This is a genomic window from Nonomuraea sp. NPDC059007, from assembly GCF_042740555.1.
Classification (GTDB): domain Bacteria; phylum Actinomycetota; class Actinomycetes; order Streptosporangiales; family Streptosporangiaceae; genus Nonomuraea.
Genome location: NZ_JBHYJD010000004.1, coordinates 78883 through 95261 on the forward strand (window position 1 = coordinate 78883; position 16379 = coordinate 95261).

At 69.9% G+C, this 16379-nt stretch carries 14 protein-coding genes; 9 read left to right on the forward strand and 5 right to left on the reverse strand.

Features of this window, described 5'->3' with window-relative positions:
- The first annotated feature begins 204 nt into the window (after positions 1-204).
- The 7 genes from ACFWY5_RS07730 (at position 205) to ACFWY5_RS07760 (ending at position 5726) form a co-directional block, all read left to right on the forward strand.
- Positions 205-1992 (forward strand): hypothetical protein, encoded by a 1788-nt coding sequence (locus ACFWY5_RS07730; protein WP_379630858.1) that lies wholly within the window; start codon positions 205-207, stop codon positions 1990-1992.
- Between the two features lie 182 nt (positions 1993-2174).
- Complete coding sequence (locus tag ACFWY5_RS07735) at positions 2175-2807, forward strand: class F sortase (protein WP_379609749.1); 633 nt, start codon at positions 2175-2177, stop codon at positions 2805-2807.
- A 43-nt stretch (positions 2808-2850) separates the two neighbouring features.
- Complete coding sequence (locus tag ACFWY5_RS07740; RefSeq protein ID WP_379609750.1) at positions 2851-3660, forward strand: crotonase/enoyl-CoA hydratase family protein; 810 nt, start codon at positions 2851-2853, stop codon at positions 3658-3660.
- A gap of 32 nt (positions 3661-3692) precedes the next feature.
- On the forward strand, positions 3693-3971 hold the full coding sequence (locus tag ACFWY5_RS07745; RefSeq protein ID WP_379609751.1) for a type II toxin-antitoxin system Phd/YefM family antitoxin: 279 nt from the start codon (positions 3693-3695) through the stop codon (positions 3969-3971).
- Entirely contained in the window at positions 3940-4368 is a 429-nt protein-coding gene (locus tag ACFWY5_RS07750; RefSeq protein WP_379610110.1) for a type II toxin-antitoxin system VapC family toxin, read from the forward strand. The genes ACFWY5_RS07745 and ACFWY5_RS07750 overlap by 32 nt, the downstream gene beginning before the upstream one ends.
- Positions 4369-4380: 12 nt before the next feature.
- Entirely contained in the window at positions 4381-5286 is a 906-nt protein-coding gene (locus ACFWY5_RS07755) for an RNA polymerase subunit sigma-70 (protein ID WP_379609752.1), read from the forward strand.
- 38 nt (positions 5287-5324) lie between these two features.
- Positions 5325-5726 (forward strand): hypothetical protein, encoded by a 402-nt coding sequence (locus ACFWY5_RS07760; protein ID WP_379609753.1) that lies wholly within the window; start codon positions 5325-5327, stop codon positions 5724-5726.
- Here ACFWY5_RS07760 and ACFWY5_RS07765 read toward each other — a convergent pair.
- Complete coding sequence (locus tag ACFWY5_RS07765) at positions 5713-6813, reverse strand: NAD(P)H-dependent flavin oxidoreductase (protein ID WP_379630859.1); 1101 nt, start codon at positions 6811-6813, stop codon at positions 5713-5715. The two genes, ACFWY5_RS07760 and ACFWY5_RS07765, sit on opposite strands and share 14 nt — an antisense overlap.
- Positions 6814-6981: 168 nt before the next feature.
- Complete coding sequence (locus ACFWY5_RS07770; protein WP_379609755.1) at positions 6982-7893, reverse strand: DUF3068 domain-containing protein; 912 nt, start codon at positions 7891-7893, stop codon at positions 6982-6984.
- Between the two features lie 134 nt (positions 7894-8027).
- On the opposite strand from ACFWY5_RS07770, the gene ACFWY5_RS07775 reads away from it, so the two are divergent.
- Both ACFWY5_RS07775 and ACFWY5_RS07780 read left to right on the forward strand, forming a co-directional pair.
- Positions 8028-8747 (forward strand): class I SAM-dependent methyltransferase, encoded by a 720-nt coding sequence (locus tag ACFWY5_RS07775; RefSeq protein WP_379630860.1) that lies wholly within the window; start codon positions 8028-8030, stop codon positions 8745-8747.
- Positions 8744-10123 (forward strand): acyltransferase family protein, encoded by a 1380-nt coding sequence (locus ACFWY5_RS07780; RefSeq protein WP_379630861.1) that lies wholly within the window; start codon positions 8744-8746, stop codon positions 10121-10123. Before ACFWY5_RS07775 ends, ACFWY5_RS07780 begins: the two co-directional genes overlap by 4 nt.
- Here the strand turns inward: ACFWY5_RS07780 and ACFWY5_RS07785 are convergent.
- The 3 genes from ACFWY5_RS07785 to ACFWY5_RS07795 are packed head-to-tail and all read right to left on the reverse strand — an operon-like array spanning position 10047 to position 16371.
- Positions 10047-14444 (reverse strand): alpha-(1->3)-arabinofuranosyltransferase family protein, encoded by a 4398-nt coding sequence (locus ACFWY5_RS07785; protein WP_379630862.1) that lies wholly within the window; start codon positions 14442-14444, stop codon positions 10047-10049. The genes ACFWY5_RS07780 and ACFWY5_RS07785 overlap by 77 nt on opposite strands.
- Entirely contained in the window at positions 14441-15571 is a 1131-nt protein-coding gene (locus tag ACFWY5_RS07790) for a glycosyltransferase family 4 protein (RefSeq protein WP_379630863.1), read from the reverse strand. Before ACFWY5_RS07790 ends, ACFWY5_RS07785 begins: the two co-directional genes overlap by 4 nt.
- A complete protein-coding gene (locus ACFWY5_RS07795; RefSeq protein ID WP_379609760.1) occupies positions 15568-16371 on the reverse strand; it encodes a glycosyltransferase in 804 nt (267 codons plus the stop codon). Before ACFWY5_RS07795 ends, ACFWY5_RS07790 begins: the two co-directional genes overlap by 4 nt.
- Positions 16372-16379: the final 8 nt, after the last annotated feature.

Sequence of the window (16379 nt, forward strand, 5' to 3'; positions counted from 1 at the left end):
TCCCGCCACGTCCCACGACTCCGCTAGAGTTACCGATTTGGGCGCTTACCTGCCTATACGTAATGAAATAGTCAAGAAACTTGGCTTTTGTCCACTTTGGTCACTTCTGTCACTTTTGTTGCGAGATGATGTTCGTCGCGAGGCGGCGTGTTCCCGAGCACGGGGGTCTCCTGAACCCCGCGCCGCCTCATCGATTGGGAGAACATGCGCTTCAACAAGTCCCTGGCGGCTGCCGGTGCCCTCGGTCTCGCCGTACTCACCGCGAGCCCGGCTCTCGCGGACACCCCCACGGACCTCCCCGTCGCCCCGGTCGAGACCAGCTCTCCCGAGGCGCCGGTCGAGACGCCCAAGCCCTCTGACAAGCCAACCCCGAAGCCTTCCGAGAAGCCCTCAGAGAAGCCTTCGGCCAAGCCGTCCCAGAAGCCGTCCGCTTCGGCTTCCACCAAGGCCCCCGAGAAGAAGGAGGTGGAGCAGAAGGGCTCCATCACCCTCAGCTCCACCACGGCCAAGCCCGGCGAGATCATCACGGTCTCGGTCACCTCCACGCGCGAGGCCATCACGGCCATCACCTCGCGCGGCTTCAACCCGCCGTCCTGGAACGTGCCGGGCAAGCGCACGGAGTACCGCTTCCAGGTACGCGTGTCGGAGACCCCCGGCGAGTACCCGGTCGACGCCCACTTCGCCGACGGCTCCTCCGCCCGCGCGGTGCTGACCGTCGAGAAGCAGGCCGCCGTCAAGACGAGCATCACCGTCGACCGCGCCAGCGCCAAGCCCGGCGACATCGTCAACGTGAGCGTCAAGTCGGACGGCCCGGACGTGAAGGCCATCACCTCGCGCGCCTTCTCCCCCGGCTCCTGGAACGTTCCGGCGGGCTACAAGGAGTACCGCTTCCAGGTCCGCGTCTCCGGCGAGCTGGGCGAGCACCCGGTCGACGCGCACTTCGCCGACGGCTCCTCCGCCCGGACGACCCTGACCGTCGAGAAGTCGGTCGACGTCAAGTACGGCATCGCCGTCACCCCGAGCGCCGCCGAGCCCGGTGACAAGGTCTCCTACACCGTCACCGGCAAGGCCGCCGACGCGTACATCGAGTCGCCGGCGTTCTGGGCGAAGATCACCGAGAACATGACGCTCGGCACCACCAGGACCGGCACCGTGCCGATCCGCCCGGACGCCAAGCCCGGCGTCTACCCGGTCGACGTGGTGTTCAAGGACGCCGCCGGCCGTACCGTGGGGACCGCCTCCACCACGATCACCGTGAAGGGCCCGGTCAAGCCGGTGCCGGTGACGGGGCTGGAGCTGGACCTGTCGCCGAGCAAGATCGTGGCGGGCCAGAGCTACTACGCCGGCGTCACCACCACGAACGTCAAGGCCGGCACCCCGGTCACCATCACCGACCCGGCCGGCCGCAAGCACGTCGTGCGCGTCGACTCCTGGGGTGAGGCCCACGTCAAGCTGACCTCGCCCAAGGGCACGCGTCCCGGCGCGTACACCGTCCGGGCCTCGCTGGACGGCGGCCAGAGCACCTCGGCGCGCCTCACCGTGGTCAAGCGGCACCCGCACACCCAGCTCGCGCTGATCCTCGACCCGGACAAGGTGTACGCGGGCGGCAAGTTCACCGCCATCGTGGCCACCTCGTCGTTCGGCAAGACGACGAAGGCGACGATCACCGACCCGTCCGGCAAGCGGTTCACCGTGAAGGTCGGCAAGTCGGGCGTGGGCGCGAAGAAGTTCCACGTGCCCTCCAGCACCCGCGCGGGCACCTACTGGTTCAAGGCCAAGCTGGCCAACGGCGCCACCGACTGGGCGAAGCTCACCGTCAAGCCCCGTTACCGGGCCAGCGGCTTCACGCTGACCCCCAAGGGCGGCGCGGACACCGGCGGCGGCCTGCCCCAGGGCAACGCCGGCTACGGCGGGGTGGCGCTCGGCGGCATGCTGATCGCGGGCGGCGCGGGCTCGGCCCTGTTCGTCCGCCGTCGCACCGACGAGGCCTGATCGTGGAGGGCGACCCGGCCTGACGCCGGGCCGCCCTCCTCACAGACGCGGCCCGCCCTGGTGCCGGGCCGCTCTTCTGGGGTACGGCCCGGCCGCCTGGCCGGGCCGTTCCTCGGGGGTACGGCCCGGCAGCACGCGGGCCGTACCCCTTCCTTCCTTCGTCGACCGATCGGGGAACAGTCATGATCAGGAGCACGCTGGTCCAGGCCGCGGCGGCCGTACTGGTGTTCTCCGGCGGCCTGGCGGTCGCCGGTTCGTTCAAGGGCGAGCCGCTGCCCGCGCAGGCGGCGGAGGCGGCGGCGCGCCCGGCCGCGGCACCGCAACGGGCGCCGATGTTCGCCGAGGCGGACACGGCCATGAAGCGGTCGGAGCCGGTCAGCGTGTCGATCGGGAAGATCGGGGTGAAGGACGCGCCGATCGACCCGGTGGGGCTCAAGCCCGACCAGTCGGTGGAGGTGCCGCCGCTGGACCGGCCGGAGCTGGTGGGCTGGTACAAGCACCGGCCGACGCCGGGTGAGGACGGGCCGGCCGTACTGCTGGGGCATGTGGACGCGCACGGCCGGCCCGCGGTCTTCCACAAGGCCGGCACGCTCGGACAGGGCGACACGATCTCGGTGAAGCGGGCGGACGGGTCGGTGGCGGAGTTCGCGGTGGATTCGGTGGAGCGGGTGGACAAGGACGCCTTCCCCACCGAGAAGGTGTACGGCACGACGGAGGGGGCGGAGTTGCGGCTGGTGACCTGCGGCGGCGCGTTCGACCCCGCGACAGGCCACTACGAGGACAACGTCATCGTCTACGCGCACCTGACCGTGTAGCCTAGCAAGCGCTTGATACATCAGCGTCTCCGGAGGTTGCCCCGTGGAACTCCTGCCGATCAGCACCCCGCACTGCCGGATCGAACGCGACGGCCACGTCGTGATCGTCACCATGAACCGGCCGGAGGCCCGCAACGCGCTCTCCTCCGACATGTTGATCGGCCTGGCCTCGGCCTGGGCCTACGTCTCGGCCGAGCCCGGCGTACGGGTGGCGGTGCTGACCGGGGCCGAAGGCACGTTCTGCGCCGGAGCCGATCTCAAGGCGATGGGCCAGCCGTCCCAGGACCCGGACGTACAGGCCCGTGCCGCCCAGATCCCCAACTTCCACTGGAAGGGCCTGCTGCGGGAGGACCTGCCCACCAAGCCGATCGTCTGCGCGGCCGAGGGCTACGCGGTCGCGGGCGGTACCGAACTGCTCATCGGCACCGACCTGCGCGTCGTTGCCGAGTCGGCGACGCTGGGGTTGTTCGAGGCCAAGCGGGCGCTGTTCCCCATGGGCGGGGCGGCGATCCGGCTGCCGCGCCAGATCCCGTACTGCCACGCCATGGACCTCCTGCTCACCGGCCGGTCGGTGACCGCCGCGGAGGCGCTGTCGATGGGCCTGGTCAACCGCGTGGTCCCCGACGGCCGGGCGCTGGCCGTGGCCAGGGAGATCGCCGACGACATCGCCGGGTCGGGGCCGCTGGCCGTACAGGCGATCCTGCGGACCTACCGCGACACCCTGGGCCTGGCCGAGCCGGAAGCCTTGAAGGTCTCCGACGAGTACGGCTGGCCGGTCATCGGCTCCGAGGACGCCCGCGAGGGCTCCCGCGCCTTCAAGGAGAAGCGCCCCGCGACCTACCGGGGCGTGTAGCACATGGGGCTACACCTCGCTACGATGATGGCATGATGAAGGTCATCACTCAACGAGAGTTCCGCAACAACTCGGCCGCCGTCATGGATCAGGTCGAAGCAGGCGAGATCTTTCACATCACCCGTAACGGCGTCGAGATCGCCGAGTTGCGCCCCATCCCGCGCAGACGGCGCCTGAGCACCGAAGAACTCATCGCACGCCGCCGTCACATTCCGGAGGTCGACTACGCGGAAATGCGGCGGGAAGCCGACGAGTTCTTCGGCAACGAAGATCGTGTCGATGACGACCCATGGGACCGGCGACGTGGGTGATCGCCAACCCCAGGGGGTGATCGACACCTGTGTCGTCATAGACCTGGTCAAGATCCCCGTCGAGGACCTCCCGCGCATCTCGGAGATCACCACCATCACCCTCGCCGAGCTCCATCAAGGTGTGGTGATGGCGAAGACGGAGACCGCGCGTGCGGTCCGTATGGAGACGCTGGCGGCGGCGGCCGTTGACTTCGACCCGCTGCCGTTTGACGCCGAGGCCGCGGCTCGATACGGAACTCTGGTCGCTTTGACGGTCGCGGCCAAGCGCGACCCGCGGCCGAGGCGCCTGGACCTGATGATCGCTGCGGTGGCGTCCGTCCATGGCCTGCCCCTCTACACGCGCAACGCCGACGACTTCGTCGGCCTGGAAAGCCTGGTCACGGTCGTTCCCGTCTGAAAGGGTGGCGGGGTGGAGGAGGCGGAGCGGTATCGGCGTGAGCTGCACGTGCACTGCTACCGCATGCTCGGCTCCTACACCGAGGCCGAGGACGCCGTTCAGGAGACGATGCTGCGCGCCTGGCGCGGGGCCGGCACCTACGAGGGCCGCTCCACCTACCGCGCCTGGCTCTACAAGATCGCGACCAACGTCTGCCTCGACCTTCTCGCCAAGCGCAAGGACGTGGTGCTGTCGGAGGCGCCGTTGTCGGATGTGCCGTGGCTGGAGCCGTACCCCGACCAGCAGCTCCCGGAGGAGCTGGCCGTGGCGAGGGAGACCATCGAGCTGGCCTTTCTGGCGGTCATCCAGCATCTGCCCGCGCGCCAGCGCGCGGTGCTGGTCATGCGCGACGTGCTCGGCTGGCCCGCGGAGGAGACCGCCGAGGCGCTGGAGATGACGGTGCCGTCCGTCAAGAGCGCGCTCCAGCGCGGCCGGGCCACGCTCCGCAAGCATCTTCCCGAACGGCGCGGCGACTGGGCGGCCGCCACCGAGCCGAGCCCCGAGGAGCGGGTCGTTCTCAAGCGCTTCGTCGAGGCGTCGATGAAGGCGGACATGGGCACGCTGGCGACCTTGTTGCGCGAGGACGCGCTGCAGGCCATGCCGCCGGCGATGATGTTCTTCCCGGGACGCCAGGCGATCCTCGACATGTGGGCGCCGGTCATGGCGGGCCAGGAGGCGTGGGGCGAGTGGCGGGCGCGTACCACCACCGCGAACAGGATGCCCGCGGTGGCCAACTACGTGCGGCGGCCGGGCGAGGAGTTCTTCGGCGCGGTCAACCTCGACGTGCTGCGCATCGAGGACGGCCTGATCGCCGAGATCACCACGTTCGGGCCCGAGACGCTGCCCACGTTCGGACTGCCGGAAAGAATCTTCGGCTGAGACCGATTCCTTTCCGCGCGCCGCCCGGTCATACGGGCATGAACATTTACGACAGGCTCATCGGCACCTGGAAAGTCTCCGGCGGCACCACCGGCACGATCACCTACCGCTGGCTGGCAGGCCGCAACTTCCTCGTCCAGGACATCGCGATGGACAGCGAGACCGGCCCCGTCCTGGGCATGGAGGTCATCGGCCGGGAGATGCCGTTCGGCGCGGACAAGCCCGGCGACGAGGTCAAGTCCCGCTACTACGGCTCCGGCGGCGAGACCTACGACTACGTCTACGAACTCGAAGGCGACACGCTGACGATCTGGGGCGGCGAGAAGGGCTCGCCCGCCTACTACCAGGGCACGTTCAGCGCGGACGGCGACACCCTGACCGGCGCCTGGCACTACCCGGGCGGCGGCGGGTACGACTCGGTCTCGGTCAGGATTCCGTGATCCCGCCGAGCCGTTCGATCGCCTCGACGTACTCCTCGACCAGCCCGAACATCACCTCCTTGACCGGCCGGACCTGATTGGTGATGCCGATGATCTGACCCGCCGGGAACGTGGCCAGCTCGGCGGCGTCGGATCTCCCGATCCGCCGCAGCGCATCGGACACCAGCATGAACTGCAGCGGCATCGGCAACGTCCCCGGGGAGTCCGCGGCTTCCCAGGCGTCGGTCCACTCGTTCTTGAGCAGGCGCGCGGGCTTGCCCGTCCAGCTGCGCGAACGGACGGTGTCGCGCGAGGTGGCTTCGAGGATGCGCGCCTTGGCCATGGCCGGGGTGTCGGCCTCCTCGACGGTGAGCCAGAGCGAGCCGGTCCACACGCCCTCCGCGCCCAGCGCCATCCCGGCCGCCATCTGGCGGCCGTTGCCGATGCCGCCCGCGGCCAGCACGGGAACGTCCACGGCATCCACGACCTGCGGGATCAGCACCATCGTGGAGATCTCCCCGGTGTGCCCGCCGGCCTCGGTGCCCTGGGCGACCACGACGTCCACGCCCACCTCCACCTGCTTGAGCGCGTGGCGGGGCGTGGAGGCCAGGGCGGCCACCTTGACGCCGTGCCGGTGCGCCAGCTCGACGACGTCGGCGGGCGGCGGCCCGAGCGCGTTGGCCAGCAGCGCGATCGGGTGCCGCAACGCCACCTCGACCTGCGGCCTGGCGGTGGCGTCCGTCCAGCCGAGCAGGACTCTGCCCGCGTCGGCCGACGACTCGGGGACGTCATGGCGCCGGAGCAGGTCCTCCACGAAGGCGCGGTGCCCCTCGGGGATCATCCCCTGGAGCTTGCCGACGAGTTCCTCGGGCGCGAAGTCCGCGCCCTCGTAGGAGGCGGGCATGACCACGTCCACGCCGTACGGCTTGCCGTCCACGTGGTCGTCGATCCATTTGAGCTCCATCTCGAGCTCTTCGGGCGTGAAGTAGAGGGCGCCGAGGACACCCATGCCGCCTGCCCGGCTGACCGCGGCGACGACATCCCGGCAGTGGCTGAAGGCGAAGATCGGCAGTTCGATCCCGAACATCTCGGTGACACGGGTCCGCATGGCCTGACGTTAATCCCGACATCAGGTTAATTGCAACACGTTCTACTCTAGAACATCACGTCGGTACTGGCGGGTAACATCTTGCAAGAACGTGTTCTAACTACGCTTCGTGGTGAAAACGAGAGGCCCGCCCCTGCCGCAGGGACGGGCCTTTCTGGAAACCGGGTGTCAGCGCTCGGCGCGGCGGCCCACCAGGACGCCCACGAGCACGAAGGCGACGCCGACGATCAGCAGCACCAGCGGGATGATGTTCTTCAGCAGGTTGATCTGGCTCTTGCTCTTCTGGGCGCTGGAGACCAGGTCGGCGACGGTCTGGTCGGTCATCTTCGCCGTGGCCACGAAGGCCAGCGAACGCTCGACGCCGTCCTGGGTCTTCAGCACCTCGTGGCGCTGCTGCTCCTGCTTGACCGGCGCGCCGGTGGCCGGCTCGATCCAGAAGGTGACCTTGCCGTCGTAGTAGCGGTCGACCTGGACGTCGCCCTCCTCGGTCATGCCGAGGACGGAGGCGGGGGCGGTCAGGGTCTCGGTCTTGGTGGAGGGGATCTGCTGCTCGAAGACGTAGACGGGCAGGCCGTTCACCGCCTCCTCGCGCACGAACGTGGCGTCGAAGGCCTTCTGCACACTGGAGTTGAACACCTTGTAGGTCTTCTTCTCCACGCCGAACGGGAACTTGTAGATCTGGCCCTCAAGGGTGACCGGGGCCTTCTTGACGTTGACGGCGCAGCAGTTCACGCCGGCGCCGGTGTACTTGTCGAACGCGCTGCGGCGGTCCGACAGGTCGATCTGGGGACGCCTGTTGGTCACGTCGTTGACGACGGTGGCCTCGTCCCAGACGACCACGTCGTCCTTGGACTCCTTCACGTCGCCGCGGGTCGTGACGATGATGTCGAGGTCGGCGGTGAGGACCTTGAGGTCCTGCTTGGAGAAGTACTGCGCGCCCGTCGCCGTCAGCCGGGTGATGCCGAACTGGTTGGCCGGGGCGGCGATGATCTTTTCCGCCGCCCAGAACTTCACCAGCGGGGCTAATGCGATGAAGAACGCTCCGACCCCGATGAGAACAAGCGTGGAAATGCGACCCATCAACGGCTCCTAGAACGTGTTGTCGTATGACCCGGCGCTAGGGGACCAAAGTATGACAGTGAGTGACATGCGTCACCGGGCGGTATAGAGCCGCAACCAAATCGATAGAAACAGGTTCTAACGTGGGTTGGGTTATGGGAGACACTCCGGTACGCGCCGATCTCGCGCGGTCCTTACGGCTGTTCCGCGCCTTCCGCTCCGAGCAGAGCGACGGGGACGCCTACTACACGACGCTGGCCGCCGACACCGCCGCCCAGCTCGTGGGGTACGCGGACCTGGACGGCCGGACCGTGCTCGACGTGGGCGGCGGCCCCGGCTACTTCGCGCGGGAGTTCCGGCGCAGGGGCGCGCGCTGCGTCTGCGTCGACGTGAACGCGGGCGAACTGGCGGGCGGCGGGCTGCTGGGCAGCGCCATGGACCTGCCGTTCCGCGACGGCAGCGTGGACGTCTGCTTCTCCTCGAACGTGCTGGAGCACGTGCCGGACCCGTGGCGGATGGCCACCGAGATGGCCCGGGTGACTAGACCAGGCGGCCTGATCTTCCTCGCCTACACGAACTGGCTGTCGCCGTGGGGCGGGCACGAGACGTCGCCGTGGCACTACTTGGGTGGGGAGTTGGCCGCCCGGAAATACCACGAAAAACACGGCAGGCCGCCGAAAAATCGGTACAAGGAGAGTCTGTACCCCGTCTCAGTGGCCGCAGGCCTCCGCTGGGCCCGAACCACCGCAGAGGTGGAGCTGGTGGACGCGATCCCCCGCTACCTGCCCTGGTGGTACCGCCCGATGCTGAAGGTCCCGATCGTCAGGGAGTTCGCAACGTGGAACCTGGTGCTCGTCCTGAGGAAACGCCCGTGAGAAAACCCCCCGAAGACAAACTCGTAGCCGGCACCCCACCCCCAACCCCCACCCCCAGTCCCTCGGCCAACCAGCCACCACCCCCCGACACACCCCAACCCCCCGCCGAACCCACCAACCAATCGGCAGCCACCGGGGCAACCCTTGGCACCGCCCAGCCCACCAACCAGTCGGCAGGCGGCGGAGCAACACCCCACGGCACCGAACCCACCTATCAGTCGGCAGGTGGGAGTGGGCGGGATGCGGCGTTGGATGGGATTCGGGGGTTGGCGGCGCTGGGGGTCTGGCTGTTGCATGTTGGGGGGAATACGGGGGTCATCTATCGGGATGGGATGTTCGCGTGGATGACCACGCGGCTCGGGATCGCGGTGCCGATCTTCTTTCTGCTTTCCGGGCTGCTGTTGTTTCGGCCCTGGGCCAAGGCTTTTGTTGAGGGGGGTCGGGCGCCTGGTACGCCGCGGTATCTGTGGCGGCGGCTTCTGCGGGTTTTTCCTGCCTACTGGCTGGTGACCGCGCTGGCGCTGTGGGCCTGGAGTTCGCTCGACGGGTACGGCTGGGCCACCTGGATGCTGATGCTCCAGAACTACACCGGCCAGGGCCAGGCACCTGACGGGCTCTACCAGATGTGGACCATGCCTATCGAGCTGGCCTTCTATCTGGCGTTGCCGCTCATCGCCTGGTGTCTGGGGGTTTGGGCGCGGCGGGGGAATCGGGCGGTGCGGTTGTTGGGGGGCATTGCCGTCCTGCCGGTGATCTCGATTGCCACGGTGGTGGCGGCGCATGTGTGGGATCAGCCGCAGCTGGCCTTGTGGTTGCCGCATCATCTGATCTACTTCGCCGCTGGGATGGCCATGGCTGTCCTGTCGGTGTGGATCAAGGAGTCTCGGGCGCTGGACTCACTGGCGCCGCAGTTGCTGGTGCTGGCGGTGCTGCTCTACGCGATGCTCAGTACGGAGCTGGCGGGGCCGCGTACGTTGACGTTGCCTTCGTTGTCGCAGTCGCTCTGGCGGATGATGCTGGAGACCGCGGTGGCGGTGCTGGTGGTGGCGCCGTTCGCGTTGGCGCCTCGTACCGACTCCTTGCGGCATCGGGTGCTGGGGAATCCCGTTTCGGCTTATCTGGGGCGGATCTCCTACAGCGTGTTCCTCTGGCATGCGCCGGTGATCACTTTGTATTACAAGGTGACGGACGCGGAGCCGTTCAATGGGAACTTCTGGCCTGTCGCGACCTTCACGCTGATCGGGACGCTGCTGATCAGTGCGGGGAGTTACCACCTCGTTGAGGAGAACGCCCTGCGGCTCAGCGGGCTGCGGCGGCGAGTTCCTGTTCCACCGCCGGAACCTCCGGCTCGGGAACCGTCCGGGGCGGCACGGTGACCAGCGCCCCGAACAGCGCTCCCATGGCCGCGCAGGCGATCAGCTGAGCCACCTGGTCGGCCAGGACCGGCAGATCCAGCCGGATCCCGGCCGCCACGGCCGCCGCCGCGAGCACGAACAGCACCGCTCCCAGCCACGGCGACGCCACCATCCCCGCGATCCGCCCGCCCCTACGGTCCGCGGGCGTCTCGGGTACGCCTCCCGGCGCCTGTCCAGGAACCACACCTTCGGAACCAGTGCCGGGCAAGGACGCGGAGACGGAGACGACGGCCGGACCACGCGAAGGCACAGACGCCGCTGTGGCCGGAGATGCCGGGACGGGCATGTGCTCGTGGCCGGGCAATGGCGCGGGAGTTCGGGCCTGCGCAGACGAGAGGGCGCCGCGGTGGGTGGGCGTGGCGGAGTCGCCGTGGGAGGGCGCGGGAGTGTGGCTGTGTGGGGGCGCTGGTGTGCCCGTGGGTGTGGGGGTGTGGGAAGGCCTGGGGGTGCGGGGCTGGGTGGGGTGGAGGCGGGTTAGGAGGACCAGGGCGGTTGTCGCCAGGACGGCCGCCATGCCGGGCCAGCTTGCCACCCACCCGCCGAACGCGAGCCCCAGCACGATCACGTACGGCACCCGCCACCGATCCAGCCGAGACCGGTGAGCGGGCGCGGTCTGCAGGACATGCTCAGGACGTGGCCCACGCATGACGAGGGCCAGCAAGGCGAGCCCCGCGATGCCCGCCAGCCCGGCCGCCAGCGCCAGCCAGTAGGTCCGGTCAGGCCGGTACTCCAGGCGGACGGTCCCGGTGGTGCCGGCGGGCAGTTCCCAGGCCTGTTTCCAGCCGTCGATCCGCACCGGCCGCAGCGTCTGGCCGTCGAGTTCGGCCCGCCATCCCTCGTTGAAGTTCTCGTTGACGATGAGGAAGGAGTCCTTGGGCGCGGTGACGCGTACCTCGCGCAGGGACGGCGTCCAGGTGCCCTGGACGGCGGCGCCGGCGACGGCGGGTGAGCCGGGCTGGAGCGAGCCGACCATCAGGCTGGACACCGCCCATGGCTCCCAGCCGGGGATTCTGACGCGGTTGGCGCCTGCGGAGATCGCGGCCTTGGCGCAGCTGACGAAGCGGACGGGGCGCTGTTCCAGCAGGTCGGCGTAGGTGCCGCTGACCTTGGTCCGGACCTGCTTGCCGTTCAGCTGAAGGGTGGGGCCCTGCCCGCAGCCCAGGCGGAACGGGATGCCCTCGGGGCGGCTGGCCGGGGTCACTCCGGGGATGATCAGCTCGGTGACCTGGAGGCGGCGGGAGGCGGCGGAGAAGCGGAGTTTGAGCGTGCGGGTGGTCATGGGCTTGAAGACCAGGTTCCCGCCGGCGTCGACGCGGGCGCCGCGGGTGGCACCCTTGTCGCCGGTGACGATGACGTCCAGGGGTTGCTTGTCGCCGCCCGGCCGGGCGATCTGGATGCGGGAGATCGTCTTCGGCTTCTTCCAGCCGATGGTCAGGGCGGGTTCGGCGTCGGGGCCGGCGGGGATCCAGGTGGTGCCGGCGTCGGCGTCGAAGGCGGATCGGGGGGCGACGACCGGGTCCTTGCTGACCTGGGAGGTGCCCTTGATGGACGGGAGGTCGTCGGTCAGGCGGGTGTAGCGGTCGACGAGCGCGGGGTCGCGCAGGACGGCGAAGCCGCTCAGCCCGTTCTTGGCGTCCTCGGCGGCGGTGAAGGTGCGGTCGAAGCCGGCCCCCTCCTCGCCGGGGCGTTCCAGGAGGGGGTTGCAGACCCAGCGGGCCTGGTTGCGCATGCAGCGGGGGCGCTCGTCGACGCCGCGGTCCATGACGTAGACGTCGCCGGTGGCCTGCGGCAGCCGGATGGTACGGCCGGGCATCAGGCCCGGGATGGCGATCTCGCTGATGCCGACCCGCTCGACGAAGTTCCAGGAGCGGCTCGTGGTGGCGACGACCTTGATGCGTACCCAGCCGGTGGTGCCGGACGGGACACGCAGGCTCTGCGGGCTGTTGGTCTGCTGGACGTCCTGGACGATCCGCCCGTTCTCGGTCTCCACGGCCACGGTCTTGATGGACTGGCCGAGCAGCACGTTGTTGGTGAAGGTGACCTTCATGCCGGGCAGCGTGCGTTCGGCGGGGAAGTCGAGGCGCAGCCACTCGCCCGCGGGCGGTTTCCAGCCGCTGGTCTCCCAGTTGGTCTCGTAGTCGCCGTCCAGGGCGGCCCACGGGCTGCGTCCCGAACTGCTGATGCCGGGTACGGCACCGGCGTCGGCGGCCGAGGATGAGGCGGTCACGGCGGAGACGCCCTCGTACTCGGCGGTGGCGGTGTCGTCCAGCCAGCCGTCTTCGAGCAGGTCGAGTGCGCGTACGCCGGTGAAGTCCTCGCGGTGGTCGGCGGTGAGCGTCTGGGTCCAGTTGGAGCGGATCTCGCCGAAGTGGCGTTCGCGCAGCCGTAGCGCGTCGCTGACCACGGTCGGCGCCTCGCGGGTGCCGGCGTCGCCGTTGACCAGGACGGGCGAGTCCCCCAGCAGGCCGAGGTCGCCCATGGACAGCAAGGAATCCGGCCCACCGCGTACGGCCAGCGCGTCCCCGGCCGGTAGCACGCCGACCGCACCCGAACTGCCCGACACCTCGTACAGGTCCAGGGCGGGGAAGGGCCAATCGACGGAGTTCTCGGCGTCGTCGGTCTTGGTGTCGCCGACCTCGCCGCCGAACGACTGCAGCCGGGTGATGCCGGGTGACTCGCGCAGCGCCTCGTAGATCCTGGAGGGGTAGGCGCCGGCGATGGCGGCCCGGTTCAGGTCGTTGCGGACGAGCAGGTAGCGCACGCCCATGCGGCGCAGGACCTCGGTGAGGCCGGGCGAGCCGTGCCCGGCGGCGAAGCGCTGGTCGACGGCGTCGAGCAGCCGGCTGAGCCCGATCGAGCCGGCCGCGGTCACCTGCCTGGTCGTCCAGCGGGCGGCGAACATGGGCTGCATGGGGTCGTCCATGGGCCGGCCCCACAGGTACTCGCCGAACTTGGCGCCGGGTACGACCAGGACGCCTTCGCCGCCGGCATTCTCGTTGACCCAGGCGGCGGCCTGGCGCCAGTAGAGCGGGACCTCCTTGAAGTGCCCGGGAGCGCCCAGGCCCACGTTGAACACGGGCAGCACCAGGCAGGCGAAGGCGGTCGCGGCCACGGCCTTGACCGGCAGGCGAACCTTGACGAGCAGGTGGGCCAGGCCGAGGGCGAGCGGCAGCCGTACCAGAGGATCGAATTTGCGCAGGTTGCGCAGCGGGGCCAGCGGACCGTCGAGCAGCCAGCGCACGGGCTCGGCGACGACGGGCTCAAGCGCGCTCATGTGGCCCGCGGTCAGCGCGGTCACGCCGACGAGGAAGAGCCCGATCACGAAGCCGCGCGCGGGCAGGTCGCGGTGGGCGAGCCCGGCCAGGCCGAGCGCGGCGAGCACGCCGGTCACGACGATCATGAGCGCGGAGGTCGCGATGGCGAAGCTCGCGGGCTGGGCGTCCACGCCGTTGACGGTCAGGTAGCGCACCCAGTCGGAGGCGCCGCGCAGCACGTTGGTCAGCGAGGTGACCTGGGTGGTGGCGGTGGAGGTCTCGGTGTAGGGCAGGAAGGAGAACGCGTACCGGCCCACGAGCAGCAGCGGCAGCCACCAGAACAGCGTGGCCACGCCCACCGCGCCGCTCCACCAGGCCAGCATGCGCCAGCGCGGGACGGCTTTGGGCCTGGTCAGGATGTAGAGCACCGGGGCGATGAGCACGGCGAGCACGGCGACGGCGTTGACGCCGCCGCAGAGGGCGACGGCCAGGCCCGATCTGATCGCCGCCCTGGCCCGCTGGCCGGTCTCGGCGGCGGTCAGCAGCGGGAGCAGGATCCACGGCAGCATCGCGGCGGGCAGCCACTCGGCGGAGATCTCGCCGATGATCGACAGCACCCGGGGCGCGAGCGCGTACGCCAGCGCGCCGACGACGCGGGTGCCGGGGTTGCCGATGCCGAACTGCCTGGCCAGCCGTTCTACGCCGAGGAACGCGACGCACATGAGCAACGTCAGCCAGAGCCGCTGGGTGATCCAGGGGTCCAGGCCGAGCAGCTCGCCGAGGGCGAAGAACGGGCCCATGGGGAAGAGGTATCCGGCGACCTGGTTCTGGAGCTGGCCGAAGTGCTGGAGGTCCCAGAGGTGGGCCAGGCGTTCCAGCCAGCCGACCGGGTTGAGCGCGAGGTCGATCTTGGTGTCCGCGATGATGTCGCCGGGACTGGTGGTGAACGCCAGGACGGCGAAGCCGAGGCAGCAGATCGCCAGCCAGAGCCGGTGCCTGGCCCGCCCGCTGACCGGGGTGTCGTTCACGACGGCTCCCAACCGAAGACCCGCATCGGCGCGACCGGACGGCCCAGGGCCAGCTCTGCCAGCCGTTCGGCGCTGTTGTCCCAGCGGAACCTCGACGCCCAGCCACGGCAGCTCGCGCTCTGGGCGCCGTCGAGCTCGTCGAGCGCGGCGGCGATGCCCTTGGCCAGGTCGGCGCCCTCGGACACGAGCCAGCCGGTCTCGCCGTGGCGGATGGCGTCCCTGAGCCCGTCCACGTCGAAGGCGACCGTGGGCACGCCGAGCGCGGCGGCCTCCAGCACGCACAGTCCCCAGCCCTCGCCTTGGGAGGCGTTGACCTGCAGCCAGGCGGTCGAGATGAGCCGCTCCTTCTCGTCCTCGGACACGTAGCCGTGCATGGTCACGCCTTCCGGCAGCCGCGCGCGCAGCCGTTCCTCCTCGGGGCCGCGGCCGACGATGTCCACGGTCAGCTCTGGCCAGCGCTCGCGCAGCTCGGGCACGGCGTCGAGCAGCAGGTCGACGCGCTTGTGCGCGACGAGCCTGCCCACGCAGACGAGCTTGGGCGCACGGCTGCGCGCCGCCCGGTGATCCGTGCCCGGTTCGACGCCGTTCGGGACGATGTCGATCGGGCCATGCCAGCCGAGCCGTACGCGCATCGCCGCCACCGTCGAGGGGGAGACCGCGACGCTGCGCCGCCTGCGGTAGGTCCAGCGCGAGGCCGGGCCCTCCAGGAAGCGGCCCAGCACGGCCAGCCACCGCGGCAGGTGCACGTCGAACTGCCGGTCGTGCACGTGGTGCACGACGCAGATCACTCTGGTACGGCGGTGCAGCACCCACGGCGTGAAGAACGGGATGCCGTTCTGGCAGTCGAGCACCACGTCGAACCTGTTCCTGCGGCGCAGCAGCCAGGCCAGCACCAGCGGGTAGACGGTGAACAGGCCGCCCATCCTGGCCAGCCGTACCCCGTCGACGGTCTGGTGGCGGGCCTGGCCGGGCGCGCGCGCCGTCACGAAGCGCACCCGCGCGCCCGCGCGGGCGAAGCGCCTGGCCATCTGCCAGGCGTACGTCTCGGCGCCGCCGGCGGCCGGGTGCCACGGATCCCGCCAGTTGATGACGGCGACGCGTAGTCCTTCGAGTTCGGACGGGATCACGAATATCCGACGGGGTCGGGCGCGTGTTCCCACGCCGGGCGTACGACGCCGCGTGACTCGGCGCGCAGCCGTAGCCAGATCCCACCGAGTTCCAGCAGGATCCCGGCGCTGTGCCGGGCCGGGGAGAAACGCGATCCCGGCATGTCGTGCCACTGGATGGGGATCTCCATCGCCGCGGAGCCCAGCGCCGCGCAGCGGGCGAGGAACTCCACGTCGAAGGCGAACCCGGGCGTGCGCATGCGTCCGGCCACCTCGCGGGCGAGCCGGCCGTCGAAGAACTTGAAGCCGCACTGCGTGTCGCTCACCCCGCGGACGAGACGGGAGGCGAGCGCGCGGAAGCCCACGGCGCCCAGTTCGCGCACACGGCTGTGGCGGTTCTCGACCTCGGAGAAGGTGTGCGCCCGCGAGCCGATGACCACGCGCTCCCCGGAGAGCAGCAGACCGACGGCCACGTCGACCGCGTCGAGGTCGGTGGCCATGTCGGCGTCGCAGAACCCGACCAGCGGGGCCCGCGTCTCCAGAAGTCCCGCCCGCACCGCGGCGCCCTTGCCGGGGACGGGGCAGGCGATCAGGCGGACCGGAACCTCGCCTTCCGGCCACGTCTTGACGATCTCGGCTGTGGTGTCCGTGCTGTTGTTGTCGACGACGATGACGGCGGCCGGGAACGGCATTTGGGCAAGCTTCGCGCACAGCTGCAGGAGGCCCCCGGGGAGTCGTCGTTCCTCGTTGTAGGCCGGGACGACGATCTCAAGCAGTGGTGTACGGCTTACCCGCGCGTCCCCTCGGCGGGACGGCGGCATGACGTGCG

Excerpts from the sequence above, each read along its gene's own strand:
- ACFWY5_RS07750 (WP_379610110.1), top strand. The coding sequence starts at position 3,940 with ATGACGACCCATGGGACCGGCGACGTGGGTGATCGCCAACCCCAGGGG.
- ACFWY5_RS07765 (WP_379630859.1), bottom strand. The coding sequence starts at position 6,813 with ATGCGGACCCGTGTCACCGAGATGTTCGGGATCGAACTGCCGATCTTC.
- ACFWY5_RS07730 (WP_379630858.1), top strand. The coding sequence starts at position 205 with ATGCGCTTCAACAAGTCCCTGGCGGCTGCCGGTGCCCTCGGTCTCGCC.
- ACFWY5_RS07770 (WP_379609755.1), bottom strand. The coding sequence starts at position 7,893 with ATGGGTCGCATTTCCACGCTTGTTCTCATCGGGGTCGGAGCGTTCTTC.
- ACFWY5_RS07760 (WP_379609753.1), top strand. The coding sequence starts at position 5,325 with ATGAACATTTACGACAGGCTCATCGGCACCTGGAAAGTCTCCGGCGGC.
- ACFWY5_RS07775 (WP_379630860.1), top strand. The coding sequence starts at position 8,028 with ATGGGAGACACTCCGGTACGCGCCGATCTCGCGCGGTCCTTACGGCTG.
- ACFWY5_RS07795 (WP_379609760.1), bottom strand. The coding sequence starts at position 16,371 with ATGCCGCCGTCCCGCCGAGGGGACGCGCGGGTAAGCCGTACACCACTG.
- ACFWY5_RS07745 (WP_379609751.1), top strand. The coding sequence starts at position 3,693 with ATGATGAAGGTCATCACTCAACGAGAGTTCCGCAACAACTCGGCCGCC.
- ACFWY5_RS07735 (WP_379609749.1), top strand. The coding sequence starts at position 2,175 with ATGATCAGGAGCACGCTGGTCCAGGCCGCGGCGGCCGTACTGGTGTTC.